Origin of the sequence: Allomuricauda sp. MMSF_3307 (assembly GCF_030733585.1) — a bacterium.
Classification (GTDB): Bacteria; Bacteroidota; Bacteroidia; order Flavobacteriales; family Flavobacteriaceae; genus Flagellimonas.
The window spans coordinates 388,183-401,095 of record NZ_JASHIQ010000004.1 but is presented as its reverse complement, the minus strand read 5'-3'; the positions used below and the strand labels follow the sequence as shown (position 1 = coordinate 401,095).

Annotated in this window: 11 protein-coding genes; 3 read left to right on the top strand and 8 right to left on the bottom strand. The window is 44.0% G+C overall.

Features of this window, described 5'->3' with window-relative positions; translation table 11 throughout:
* Together RBB12_RS12505 and RBB12_RS12500 are read left to right on the top strand one after the other, a co-directional pair.
* Positions 1–956, top strand: a 956-nt coding sequence (locus RBB12_RS12505; RefSeq protein WP_306031024.1) for a gliding motility-associated C-terminal domain-containing protein, incomplete at its 5' end; no start/stop codon positions are given.
* A 26-nt stretch (positions 957–982) separates the two neighbouring features.
* On the top strand, positions 983–1,873 hold the full coding sequence (locus RBB12_RS12500; protein ID WP_306014318.1) for a type IX secretion system membrane protein PorP/SprF: 891 nt from the start codon (positions 983–985) through the stop codon (positions 1,871–1,873).
* Between the two features lie 121 nt (positions 1,874–1,994).
* Here the strand turns inward: RBB12_RS12500 and RBB12_RS12495 are convergent, their stop codons facing one another.
* The 3 genes from RBB12_RS12495 to RBB12_RS12485 form a co-directional block, all read right to left on the bottom strand.
* Entirely contained in the window at positions 1,995–2,339 is a 345-nt protein-coding gene (locus tag RBB12_RS12495) for a hypothetical protein (RefSeq protein ID WP_306014317.1), read from the bottom strand.
* A gap of 19 nt (positions 2,340–2,358) precedes the next feature.
* A complete protein-coding gene (locus RBB12_RS12490; protein ID WP_306014316.1) occupies positions 2,359–3,552 on the bottom strand; it encodes a GAF domain-containing sensor histidine kinase in 1,194 nt (397 codons plus the stop codon).
* A gap of 198 nt (positions 3,553–3,750) precedes the next feature.
* Positions 3,751–4,209: an MgtC/SapB family protein gene (locus RBB12_RS12485; RefSeq protein ID WP_306014315.1), complete on the bottom strand. Its 459-nt coding sequence runs from the start codon at positions 4,207–4,209 to the stop codon at positions 3,751–3,753.
* A gap of 226 nt (positions 4,210–4,435) precedes the next feature.
* Here RBB12_RS12485 and RBB12_RS12480 point away from each other — a divergent pair, with 226 nt between their 5' ends.
* The gene (locus RBB12_RS12480; RefSeq protein WP_306014314.1) at positions 4,436–4,675 is read left to right on the top strand and encodes a Rho termination factor N-terminal domain-containing protein; all 240 of its coding nucleotides are present in this window, start codon (positions 4,436–4,438) and stop codon (positions 4,673–4,675) included.
* Positions 4,676–4,689: 14 nt separating this feature from the next.
* Here the strand turns inward: RBB12_RS12480 and RBB12_RS12475 are convergent, their stop codons facing one another.
* The 5 genes from RBB12_RS12475 to RBB12_RS12455 form a co-directional block, all read right to left on the bottom strand.
* Positions 4,690–5,631, bottom strand: a complete 942-nt coding sequence (locus RBB12_RS12475; RefSeq protein ID WP_306014313.1) for an L-histidine N(alpha)-methyltransferase — start codon at positions 5,629–5,631, stop codon at positions 4,690–4,692.
* 6 nt (positions 5,632–5,637) lie between these two features.
* Complete coding sequence (gene egtB, locus RBB12_RS12470) at positions 5,638–6,786, bottom strand: ergothioneine biosynthesis protein EgtB (protein WP_306014312.1); 1,149 nt, start codon at positions 6,784–6,786, stop codon at positions 5,638–5,640.
* On the bottom strand, positions 6,786–7,067 hold the full coding sequence (locus tag RBB12_RS12465) for a DUF427 domain-containing protein (RefSeq protein ID WP_179384743.1): 282 nt from the start codon (positions 7,065–7,067) through the stop codon (positions 6,786–6,788). Before RBB12_RS12465 ends, egtB begins: the two co-directional genes overlap by 1 nt.
* A gap of 6 nt (positions 7,068–7,073) precedes the next feature.
* On the bottom strand, positions 7,074–8,489 hold the full coding sequence (locus RBB12_RS12460) for an FAD-containing oxidoreductase (protein WP_306030235.1): 1,416 nt from the start codon (positions 8,487–8,489) through the stop codon (positions 7,074–7,076).
* A 622-nt stretch (positions 8,490–9,111) separates the two neighbouring features.
* Positions 9,112–12,885 carry a family 78 glycoside hydrolase catalytic domain gene (locus RBB12_RS12455; RefSeq protein WP_306014310.1) on the bottom strand — a complete coding sequence of 1,258 codons (3,774 nt, stop codon included), beginning with the start codon at positions 12,883–12,885 and terminating at the stop codon, positions 9,112–9,114.
* Between the last annotated feature and the right edge of the window lie 28 nt (positions 12,886–12,913).

The following is a 12,913-nucleotide window of genomic DNA, read 5'->3' as shown; positions in this document are numbered from 1 at the left end:
GCGACAATACCGATGACGATGATGACAACGACGGCACTCCAGATTCAGAGGATGCCTTCCCGAAGGATGCTTTCGAGGATACCGATACCGATGGTGACGGAACAGGCGACAATGCCGATGACGATGATGACAACGACGGTACTCCGGATTCAGAGGATGCTTTCCCAAAAGATGCTTCCGAAGATACCGATACCGATGGTGACGGAACAGGCGACAACGCCGACGATGATGCGGACAATGATGGTGTACCAGACACTGAGGACGCCTTCCCAAATGATTCCAACGAAACCTCCGATGTGGACGGCGATGGTGTTGGCGACAATGCAGATAACGACGATGATAACGATGGCGTAACCGATTCGGACAACGATGGGGACGGCCTAGGGGACAATGTGGACAACGATGATGACAATGATGGAATCCCGGATAGTGAAGATGCTTTCCCAACGGATGCCAGTGAAACTGTGGATACCGATGGAGATGGTATTGGCGACAATGCCGATACGGATGATGACGGCGATGGATATTCTGATGAGGTAGAACTGATGGAAGGAACCAACCCAACCGATGCGTCCAGCAAACCCTTGGACACCGATGGTGATGGTATCCCCGATACCATGGACGAAGATGACGACAACGACGGCGTTTCCGATTTCGATGACGCATTCCCAACGGACGAAGAACCATTATTGGTACCTGCCCAGGCCTTTACGCCCAACGGCGACGGTAACAATGATGCCTGGATCATCCCGGGGATAGACAACTATCCCAACAACGTGGTCAAGGTTTACAACCGATGGGGACACGAAGTGTTCGCCACAAAATCCTATCGTAACGATTGGGAAGGTTTTTATAAAAGTAGAAACGAAAAGCTTCCTGCAGGTTCATATTTATACATCATAGACCTGGGCGATGGCAGTGCACCATTGCAAGGCTGGATATTCATCAACTATTAATACCAACAAAAAACCATACTACAACAATGAAACTTTTCAATAACATACGATTACTGGCCCTGTTCCTCGTGGTTTGTGCTACGGCAAATGCCCAACAGGACCCCAACTATACCTTTTACCGTTACAATATGAACATTTACAACCCGGCCTTCGTAGGAAGTTCAGAGGCTGCGGAATTCGCTTTGGGCATCCGTAGCCAATGGGCAGGCATCGAAGGGGCACCGGAGAGCCAGAGCGCTATTTTCGGGATGCCGGTCGGGAAAAATGTGGGACTCGGTGCCTCCATCCTAAACGACAGGACTTTTATAGAACAACAGACTTGGGTGGCCATTGATGTGTCCTATAATGTCCAGTTGGATGAAGAGCACACCCTTTATTTCGGAATCAAGGGAAGCGCGAACTCCTACGATGCCAATACCCAAGGCCTTATCACTTACGGCGTTGGTCAGGATGGGGCATTAATGGATTACGAAAGCCGCTTTACGCCCAATGTGGGAGCCGGGGTCTATTTGAAACACGATAGGTATTTTGCTTCCCTTTCTGCTCCAAAGCTGTTGACCCCGGACCGTTTGCAAGAACGGGATGGGAACGCTTTCTTGGGTGTGGACCGCATGCACGCCTACTTGAGCGGTGGATACACCTTCTTGCTAGGAAGGACATTGGACCTTAAGACCATGGGCATGTTCCGCTATGTGGATGCATCTCCCATCTCTGTGGAAGTAACCGGAATCCTGGACTTTGGGGAGCGCTTTGAGTTTGGGGCCAGTTATAGGCACGATGAGAGCATCAGCGGACTGTTCCTGTTCAATATCAGCAATGGGTTCAATTTGGGCTATGCCTATGAGACCTCTATCCAAAATCCGATTGATGGACTGGATAATAATACCCACGAGCTTTTTATGCGGTTGAAAATGTAAACTATATAGTTTACCAAAAGAGAAAGGCTGCCTAAAATGGCAGCCTTTTATTTGTATTCAATTTTTAAATGAATTTATCGTCTCAGTCAGACATTAGGGATTTGCTGAGCATGAAGACTATTTATTCAATGGAGTATTCTACCCTCACCTCACCCTCGTTAGCCTGGAATGGATCAAACTCAAAGACTACCGGAATCATACCATAATACTCCATTTTAATATTATCTGAAAAAGAGCCCATATATTTTCTATCCAACCCTAAAAAGCGAATGGCTATGGTATCATTTACAGAACCTTGCACTTTAAAAAGAGCAACACCATAGGGCTTAAGGGGCTTTTCGTAAGGAACCAAGGTATCAAAAACCGGTTGCGAAAAATCGGTGATCACGTGTGTTCTACTTCGTTTTCCACAGGAAGAAACCACTAGGGAACCCAGAACAAAAGGAAGGATTCTTTTTAGTACCATAAAAAAAGGGATATACTTTTTAACCCTTTAAAGGTATCACAATACGTACACTTGTACCCTTCCCTTCTTCGGAATCGATATGCAGTGTTCCATGGATATCCTCGACCATTTCAGTTACGAGTTGAAGCCCTAGGCCATACCCTTTTTCGTAGTCGGTGCCATGGTCCTCGAACCAAGCTAATTTTTTAATATTTTCCAAGCGTTCCTTTGGGATTCCCTTGCCGTTGTCGCTAACCGTGATCATTAAGGCCCTCTTTCCGTCTTTACCCGAAATATCGAGGTCCACACCGATAGTTCCTTGCGAAGGGGTAAATTTGATGGCGTTCGCGATGAGGTTGCCCACTATGGGCAGCAGTTTTCTTCTTGGAAACTTTTGATGGTCTTCTTTTTGGTTGATAACAATGTCCAGTCGGATTTCCTTATTACGGGCTGGAAGTTCGTAAAGCCCCTCCAGATGCCGCTTAAAACCAGATAGGTTAAAGTAGTTTTCCTGTTGTTGGGCCTTCTGCCTTTCCAGAATATCGTCGGTCAACTCCAGTAACTTGGCAGCAGATGCTTTGATCATTTGCATATACTGCATGAATTCTTCTTCGTCCAAAGGTACATTTTCAGTGCTCGTAGCTAAACCGAGAATGCCTCCAATAGGACCTCGTACATCGTGGGCCAATTGATTGCGCTGTACCGTTGCTTTATCCAATGCTTCCTGGAGTTCATCCCTATTTAACTTGTTCTCCAGTTTCTCCACAATCTCATTTGCAATGAGCCGTAACAACTTTTTCTTTTCCTCTGAAACACTTTTTTCCTGATAGTCCATCACACATAGTGCCCCGATATTCTCCCCGGTCTTCACCTTTAACGGAATGCCCAAGTAGTAGCGGAACCCGTCATCAGCCTTTACAAAAGGCCTGTCGCTAAAACGCTCATCGCGCCCAAGGTGCGGTATTTCCATAATATGGTCGGACTGAATGGTATGTTGGCAAATGGAGTATTCCAGATCCATCTGAAATACATCCAGATTATGCCGGGATACACTCCATTGTGAGTGCTGGTCAATCAAATTGATCAGGGAAATTTCGGTGCCCGCCACATGGGCTGCCAGTTCCACCAAACCCTTGAATTCTTCGTGGAGGTTGCCATAATCAAGGTCAAACTCACTTAATTTCTTAATACGCTTGTATTCTATTCTATTGTGCTCTACATCAGCCATCTTCATAATTCAAATTTTACTTAAAATAGTCAAATCCATGTCTTTTTCAAAAGATCATCCCATACATCCCAGAACGTGAATTTCATTGTAATCGTATTCAAAAATGAAATATTTTTCTTACAAATTTTTTTAAGGTCTGTTTTGTTCAATTTCAAGCACTTAAGTCCATCCCAAAATAGGTTTTATAGCTGGGCGACCTCATCGTCACTGAGTACTGTTTTTTGACAATCTATCGTCGATATATCCAAAAGCAATGTTTACGATAACCACCAATACCGTAAGTATGGCCAATTCCAGCCACATAGCCATGGCCGCCAGACAACCAGCTCCAGCGCTGCACCAAAGCGTGGCTGCCGTGGTCAGGCCTTTTACGCGCTCTTCTTTTTCATTTTGCAGAATAACGCCTGCGCCCAAAAAGCCGATTCCGGTAACAATTTGGCTCAATACCCTAGTGATATCCGTATATTCCTCACCATAAAACCGCATGGAAATCAATACAAATACTGCTGCACCTATGGCGACCAAGGTATTTGTTTTTAAACCGGCTTCCTTGCCTTTAAATTCCCTTTCCAACCCTATCAACAGCCCAGAAATGGTTGCAATGCCCACTTTTAGGGCAAAATCCATCACTTGGGACCAATCATTCGTAAATACTTCTGTCATGCCAAAACATCCTTTAAAAGCTTTTAAGATATAGCCTTAGATAAGTACAACTTAGCCCATTACGTCTTAATGTTAACGTGATTCGTTCGTAGGGACAAGTTTTGGACAAACTCCAAATAATCTGCAAAGGCAATAAAAATCTCAAATGAGGCAAATTAATTCCGCGCACTTGGGCATATTCCTATAGAGTAAGGAAAGACTTTACGTTTCACTAAAATATGTAATGATGCCAAATTCACGCATACAAAACGAAGAACAATACGAAGCCCTTCGCGAACAAGGGTACAGCAAAGAAAAATCCGCCAGAATTGCCAATACTCCTGACGCTGGAAAAAAGGGAGGAAAAGCAAGTCCTTATGAGGAATGGACAAAGGAAGAACTTTATGACCAAGCCAAAGATGTAGGCATTGAGGGGCGGTCCAATATGGATAAAGAAGAACTCATCGAGGCGTTGCGCAATAATTGAAAAATAATAAAATACTAGCCAGCCGGCTGAAACAGCACAAACGAATATCCCTTGTTCGTGTTGAAATAATTCTGTGCAATATGCATGTTTGATTCCTCGGCTATTTCTTCAATATCGCTCCAAAAGAACTTTTTGGAAATCTCCGTGTGGATAGCTTCAAATAGGTCAAAGGATGCGGAAAAGCCATTGGAAAACTCGACAGTCTGCTTTTTCATACTGATAATCTGACTGGAGGCTATCCCCGTCAAAGGATCATAAAACGGAAAATGATCAAAATGTCGGGTATCAAAGTTCGCACCCAGTTCCCGATTCATCCGTTCCAACAAATTCAGATTGAACTGTTTGGTGATTCCTTGACTATCATCGTAAGCCGCAAGGATTTTTCTGGGGTCTTTTACAAGGTCGAAAGCGACCAAAAAATAGTCGTTCCTATCCAATCCAGACTGTACAAACTTGAAAAAGTCGATTACCTCCTCCGTGGTATAATTGCCGATATTCGCTCCCAAAAACAGGACCAATCTTCCGTTGGATGTTTCGGTGAGGGATTGATAGGTTTCAAAATAGTTACCGGCGATACCATTGTAGTCAATGGATTCAATTTCATTTCTGATCTCCGTTTGGTTGATATCCAACACATTTTCGGAGATATCCATGGCAACATATTCCAAATCGCTGAAATAGGGTCGGAACTGTTTGAGCAAATGCTTGGTTTTTGAGCCATCGCCCGCCCCTAGTTCCACAACTTGCAAAGACGAATGTTGCGCAGCAATATCTTGGGCAATCTGATGGCTTTTGTCGTCTATGATCTGCATTTCGCAACGGGGAAGATAGTATTCATCCAACTTCATGATACCTTGGTACAGTGCATCGCCCTTGGCATCATAAAAGTATCGGGACGAAATTTCCTTTGGGGATTTGCTCAGTCCTTCTTTTACGTGTTCAAAAAATTCTTCCATGCAATTTTACTTTTTTACCAATCGAATCCCTGAAAAAATCCATCTACTGGAGGCATGAAAAAAATTACGGTACGTATTTCTTCCGTGGCCTTGGGACGTAGCTACCGAAGCGCCCCTCAACACCATTTGGTTGAGCATAAACTTTCCGTTGTATTCCCCTAGAGCTCCCTCGGCCTGGGTAAAACCAGGATATGGCAAATAGGCAGAGTGCGTCCATTCCCATAGTTGACCCCAAGCCAATTTATCGGCGGCCACTTCCCATTCAAATTCTGTGGGCAATCGCATTCCTTTCCAATTGGCAAAGGCATAGGCTTCGTACATGGAAATATGGGATACCGGTACATCTGGATTTAGCTTTTCCAGCCCATTAAAGTGATACTGTTGCCATACGCCGTCATGGTAATGCCAATATAGGGGGTGTGCAATGCCATTGTTTTGGATAAAATGCCATCCTTCATCGTGCCATAGATTGAAATTGGTGTAACCACCATCTTCCATAAACTCCAAAAATTCACCATTGGTCACCAACCTATTGCTGATTTGGAAATCTTGTAGATAGGCCTTGTGCGAGGGCAGTTCGTTATCAAAACAAAATCCGTCCTCTGTATGGCCGATTTCATACAAACCTTCTTGAAAAGAAATCCATTCCTGTTTTTGGCGCTCAACTTCCCATCCAAAAAAAGCTCCGATGCTGGGAAATGTGGGCTGTGTTCCCAAGATATATTTGATATCATAGGCCAAAAGTTCCTGGTGCTGTTGTTCGTGATGTATCCCTATTTCAACTAGGTCGAGTACTTCATTACTGGGCTGGTCCTTCAAGATGATCTCGATAGCGTTGGTAACATATTCCCGATATTCGTAAACCTTGGAAACACTAGGCCGGGTCATGAACCCACGGTCTTGCCGTTGCGTTCTTTTGCCCATATTGTTGTAATAGCTGTTGAACAAGTAGGCAAAATCGGGATGGAATACCTTGTAATTATTGTCGTGTTTCACCAAGACAAACTGCTCAAAAAACCATGTAGTATGGGCCAAATGCCATTTTGGTGGTGACACATTTTCCATGGGCTGTACCACATAATCTTCGGTTTGAAGCGGGCTGCATATCGTTTCGGTTTCTTTTCTGGTCTTTAAAAACTGGTCTTTTAACTTCATTAACTTTCAATCTTTACTCCCTTCCAAAAAGCATAATAGCCGGCAATCCCCTTCGCCAAGGCAGAGGGATTTGCATAATACCAAGCGGCGTCCTCGTTGGCAACTCCATCCACCACGATCGTCTTGTAATTGGCGGTGCCTTTCCAATGGCAAGTGCTAGTGGTATCGCTGTCCTTAAAATACGTTGGATTGATGCTTTCCGGTGGAAAATAATGGTTGTTTTCGATTATGATTGTGTTGGCACTTTCGGCCACAATCTGATTGTTCCAAATAGCTTTCATATTTTTCTACAATTTAGTCAATGATTCCAACATGGTGGGAATAAGCTCGGAAACGGTAGGATGGGGTTGTACGGAGTCGCGTATCACCTCATAACTTTTATCCGCATACATCATATTGATAAAGCCACTGATAATCTCATCCCCGCCCACACCAAGTACCGTGGCTCCCAATATTTTTTTGGTCTTTGCATCGACCACCACGCTCATATAACCTTTGGTTTCTCCTTTTTCCCTGGCACGGGCAACTTTTTTCATGGGTCGATGTCCTATGAGCACATCCATTCCCTTTTCTTGGGCCTCCTTTTTGGTGATGCCGACCCTGCCCAAAGGTGGGTCAACATAAAGTCCGTAGGTTGTGATTCTATCGGATACCTTTCTGTTTTTGCCATCAAATTTATTCTCAGCAAGAATCTCGTAGTCATTGTAAGCGGTGTGCGTAAATGCTCCTTTGCCGTTGCAATCGCCCAAGGCAAAAATGCCTTTCACATTGGTTTCCAAGTAATCGTTCACCCCTACGAATCCTTTATCATCTATTTTTACACCGGTCTTTTCAAGCTGCAGGTTTGCGGTATTGGGGCGTCTACCAACGGCCAACAAAAGATGACTACCATCTATTTCCAATCGACCCTCCTTGGAGCAATTGATTTGTGCAGTAATTCCACCTTGTCCATTTTTCTTGGCGGACAGACAAGTTGCCCCGAGCCTGAAATCCACCCCCTCCTCTTCCATCATTCGTTGAATGGTTTGACTGGTTTCCTCGTCCTCCCTTCCAATAATGGTCTTACCCCGTTCAATAATGGTGACCTTTGAACCCAATCGCGAAAACATTTGGCCAAATTCCAAGCCGATATAGCTTCCACCGATAATCAAAAGGTGCTCAGGCAATTCTTCCAACTCCAATATACTTTGATTGGTGAGATACGGGATGTCCTCATAGCCATCAGGAATAAATGGGCTGCCACCAACATTGATATAAATTTCCTCGGCGGTCAATAATGTATGGTTTACTTCCACAATCTTATCGCCTTCAAAACGTGCCTCTCCTTTAAAAAAACTGATATTTTCATGATTCTCCACCCCTTTGGCAATGCCATTCACCGAATTTTGAACCAATTTGTCCTTTCGAGCTTTTATGGCGCGAAGGTTTGCTTTGGTTCCCGGTGGAATTTCAATCCCAAGCTCGTCTCCATGCTGTGCCTCCCACATACGTCGGGCACTGGCCACGTAGGCTTTGGTGGGTGTACAGCCATTATTGACACAGGTGCCTCCGAAATGTTCTTTTTCGATGAACGCCACTTTTTGACCTTCCGATGCCAATTTAAAAGCCAAAGGGGTCCCTGCTTGCCCAGAACCAATGACGATTGCATCAAAAGTGGTAATCTGTTTACGGTCCATAATTCGTTCTTTTATTGCTTCCTTCAACTGTTTGCTTTTGTTTAGGGAAGATTACATGTTGCTTTCTTTGGATATTGGTCGTTGTTTAATGGTCAAATTATCTTGGAGAGTGGTTTTTTCTTTGTGCTGTGGTACAACTGGTGGATATTATACTTTGTTTCTAAGCCCGTGGCTACGGTTTCTTGTAGAGCATGATTGCAATCAGTATAAATCCTAAACCCGTTAGGCCCGGTGGAAGAATACGGGCATTTACGGAGATAAAAATCATCGCAATGGCTATAAGAAGCAAAATGACAAGAAGTAGCTTTTTCATGTTTCACATTTAAAGTATGGCTGCAATCGCGTATGGGAGAGATCAAGTGTTGTTTCTGATCAATACTGGTGTTGGAAAAACAAGGACCCTATAAATTGATTACGCATTCATTTACAAGTTACAGGTTTAAAATTTAATCCTCGATGGTGTGGTTGAATATCTTGATAGAAACAAAAAAGCCCTTGTTTTTACAGAGGCTTAAGGAAAGTGATTTCAACTGGTTTTAAACGTTATTGCTTCTGTCCAAAAGGGCTCAAGCAATTCTTGTTTACCTAATTATTTTAATGCTTTTGGCCTTCATAATCTATGTTCAATAACCTTCTTTGGAATTCAAGATCAATTTGAAACTACCATTAGCTTACCTTCCGATAGGCTAAACGAATATGTACCTGAATCCAGCTCATATTTTAGTACAGATACGCCATTTCTAATGGTTTTGCCCCTATAATTTGCACCTTCAATAGATGGGTATTCATCATTATCCAAGACCATGGGCAAATATAAGGTGGCCGTAGTATTGGCCGGCACGGTTGCATTGTATGTGATCATTTGGTCATCATTGTTCATCTGCCAATGACTTTTGATAGTACCATAATTGGATTCGTAGCTCCCTTCCAACGATTTGAAATTCCCAAAAGCTTGGGGCTGTAAAACAAACTGTTTGTACCCTGCCTGACCTTGCTCATGGTCCGTTGTGATGCCCAATTGGTATTCATACATCCATTGTCCAACCGCACCTAGGGCAAAATGATTAAAGGAATTCATACGGTTATCGTTATTCTTTTTAAATGCGGCCTTATATCCGTTCCAACGTTCCCAAATGGAGGTTGCTCCTTTGGTTACCGGATACAGCCATGAGGTGTAATCGGTACTTGAAAACAAACGGTAGGCCTCTTCAATTTTTCCTCCCTTGCTTAGGGAAGGAAGTATGTTTGGCGTACCAGAGAATCCAGTGGTTATGGTATAGGGTAAAAAGTCCTCAGTAACCTGCTCCGAGTTAATCCCAAAACCTCCCAATGGTCCCGTTCTTTCCGGATAAACCACCCTACTCCCATCTGCCGTGGTATTGCTATTGGAAGGTTTTTGAACCAATTCTGCCAAATGTGATTCAGCCTTGGCTTGATTTGCATCGTTAAACACATTAAAGTTCAACGGTGTGGCATAAGAGCTTTGGGAATGCACAATAAGTCCTTCCAAGTTGCGTGTCCTTCCTGATTCTGGGTCTACAAATAGCCTGTTCCATTCTTCTTTGGCCATTGCATGACGATTACGCAACACTTTGGCATATTCCGTTTCTCCAATGGCATCAGCCATAATGGCCGTAACTTCCATCATGTAAATGTATATGGCATTGTTCACCAATTCGGCTGGTGTATTGTTATCCATCGCCAACCAATCGGCAAGTCCATCCGTCTTCGAAGACAAGTGCGGATACTCCTCACTAAAATCATAGTAGTCCATCCCCTCCAACCATAAACGCATGGTTTCCATGTTTTCCTCTATAATTTGGGTGTCCCCATATTGAACGTACAACTGCCATGGCACCATACATACTGCAGCTGCCCAAGTGGTCCCATTGGCAAAAGTGGTATCATCCTTCATATTGTAGGTAGGAACGGTACTGCCGATTCCCCCGGGAGCTTCCGTTTCACTTCCTACCCCTTGGTCATCGCGAAGAGCCACCATCCATTGCCTAAAAAAGTTATAGGTATCGGAGTTATAGGTTCCTGTTCTCGTATAGGCTTGGGCATCTCCCGTCCAACCCATACGTTCGTTCCGTTGTGGACAATCCGTGGGCAATGTGAAAAAATTACCCAATTGACTGCGCTGAATGTTTTTGAAGAGTTGATTGGCCAAATCTCCTGTGGTTCCATCAAAGGTAACCGCTGTGTAAGTTCCAGTTGGTAGGTTATCTGAAGACAAGGACAGTCCTGTCACATTTTCCAAAGGAAGAGGTCCAGAATGCTGGGGAATGGTAACCTGTACATACTGATATCCTCTAAAAGTAGTCCTTGGTTGAATTATCGTTTTAGCAGCATCTTTCGCTATATAAAAATCTGTGGCCATGGCAGCACGATAGTTCTCCGTCAAAATACGTCCCGCTATGCCTTTTCCACCATTGTAGCCATACATCGCTACATATTCCTCATCATCGCCTTCAAAGCCTGGATACAACTGTTCGGCATAACGTAATATTACCGTATCCCCTTTTTTAAGCCAGCCTTCTGGAATGGTGATGTGGGGTACGCCGACCATGTTCACACCCATATTGTAGGTGTAAGTGCTGCCATCTTCGCTATGAGTTTCCATAACCTCTTGGGCCTTTATCCGTTCAACGACCCGAACGGGGCGGTCATGACGGGAAACAATGTCAAAATCGATCCAGTCCCTTGGCTTAACAACCTCAGCAGCTTTCCATTGGGAATCGTCATAAGACGTGGTGGACCATCCATTAACATCTCCATCCACAGAGGTCAATGTTTCCTTTTGCGCATTGTAACGCTCTCCTTGGAAAAAACTACCGTACTCAATAGGACCATCTTGAAACAGTTTCCATGAGGTAGGGTCGGTCACCACATTTTGGCTACTTCCATCGGTGTAGGTAATCACTAGCCGAGCCAAAAGGGCTTCCGTATCCCCAAAAAAGTTAAAATTGCCGGGGGTGTAGGTCATGTAGCCCGTGTACCAGCCAGGAAAAATGATGGCGCCCATGATATTTTCACCGGATTTGATGCTGGAGGTAACATCATAGGCGTAGTATCCCAATGTCTCCCGAAACTGAGTGGCCCCAGGTGCAAACCAATCTTCCCCAATTCGCTCCCCATTGATATACATTTCATTGGAACCCATGGAGGTGGCGTACAATTTCGCTTTAACCACTTCGGAACCTTCTTTGGTCACAAAATTTGTTCGTAGCATGCTCACGGACCCGTGACTAGGGTCTGCATATTGAACCCGAGTTTCATCAGATATGTTAGACACCACTATCCTATCACCTTCCTGTACCGCAACTCCCTCAAATTCTTTAAAAATACCATAGCCCGGACCGGTTTTGGCTCCAAATACTTCATTATTGTTAGGGTCGCTGTGTCCTGAATTCAACAGTTTATAATTTCTATAAACCACTTTGCTTCCGGGTTCCGCTGCAAATCCTATTGAATTGATATGGGGATAGGTCAAGAAATTACCTCCGCCCCCACCAGTTACCGTAAAACCTGTATTTCTAAATTGAGGGGGGATGGGGTTATCGGGGTCATCCAATTCCAAAAGCAATTTTTCTCCATCAATATACAGAGTGATTGTGCTGGCACTGACCGCTATTTTTAGTTGATGGGAATCCAATTTATTCGAAGCGGTAATCAATTTGTTGATGTTGGTATTGGGGTAATTCGCCTTGGAAATAACCATGTAGGGGGTCGTTGCAGAGTCCTCTTTGGTAAATCCTACACGATAGATATTCAACTTGGCACCCTGCTCACCTCCAACCCCAGCAATATCCAATTGTAACCTCAAGTAGTTTTCCCCCTCGGCATTGTTGATGTTCTGAAACTTGTCATTCAACCGAAAATCATTGGCCCCTAGGATTAATGAGGCAGTGTTACCTTCTAAAATTTGGAATTCCGTTTCCAAATCAAACAACAAAGCGGACGCCGCATCAAGTGTTAGATTATTGGTGCCGATAAACTGCGCTCCTTGCCAAGCTGCTCTATCCGGATTCATGATACCCGTTTCAAAGTGGCCTTCTTTTTTATATTGCCGATTTTCGACATCCCAAACTGTCAACTCCCATGTATAGGCAGTTTCAGCTTTTAAGTCATCGCCTTGATAAGAAATATTATTGGAAATTCCACTCAGGACTTTGCCACTGTCCCAAACCACATAACCATCTTGGTCCTTGCGCACTATAATTTGATAGGCCACCTGTTTTTGTCCCACCTTGTCCGATACCATTTTCCACCCAAACAGTGGGTTGGTATCTTCAACGGCCATGGGATGCTCCATGTAAGCGACTCTAAGGGTGTCGATTTTGGTATCTGGGTTGGTACAAGAATTCAGCAACACCACTCCAAAAAGCGACAGAAAGCAAGTTTTGATCCAAGCGGTTTTCATTTGTAATTTTTTATGGTCAGTCAATCTT

Coding starts and splice junctions, on each gene's coding strand:
- RBB12_RS12480 (WP_306014314.1), top strand. CDS start 4,436: ATGCCAAATTCACGCATACAAAACGAAGAACAATACGAAGCCCTTCGC.
- RBB12_RS12495 (WP_306014317.1), bottom strand. CDS start 2,339: ATGGTACTAAAAAGAATCCTTCCTTTTGTTCTGGGTTCCCTAGTGGTT.
- RBB12_RS12475 (WP_306014313.1), bottom strand. CDS start 5,631: ATGGAAGAATTTTTTGAACACGTAAAAGAAGGACTGAGCAAATCCCCA.
- RBB12_RS12455 (WP_306014310.1), bottom strand. CDS start 12,885: ATGAAAACCGCTTGGATCAAAACTTGCTTTCTGTCGCTTTTTGGAGTG.
- RBB12_RS12485 (WP_306014315.1), bottom strand. CDS start 4,209: ATGACAGAAGTATTTACGAATGATTGGTCCCAAGTGATGGATTTTGCC.
- RBB12_RS12500 (WP_306014318.1), top strand. CDS start 983: ATGAAACTTTTCAATAACATACGATTACTGGCCCTGTTCCTCGTGGTT.
- RBB12_RS12465 (WP_179384743.1), bottom strand. CDS start 7,067: ATGAAAGCTATTTGGAACAATCAGATTGTGGCCGAAAGTGCCAACACA.
- egtB (WP_306014312.1), bottom strand. CDS start 6,786: ATGAAGTTAAAAGACCAGTTTTTAAAGACCAGAAAAGAAACCGAAACG.
- RBB12_RS12490 (WP_306014316.1), bottom strand. CDS start 3,552: ATGAAGATGGCTGATGTAGAGCACAATAGAATAGAATACAAGCGTATT.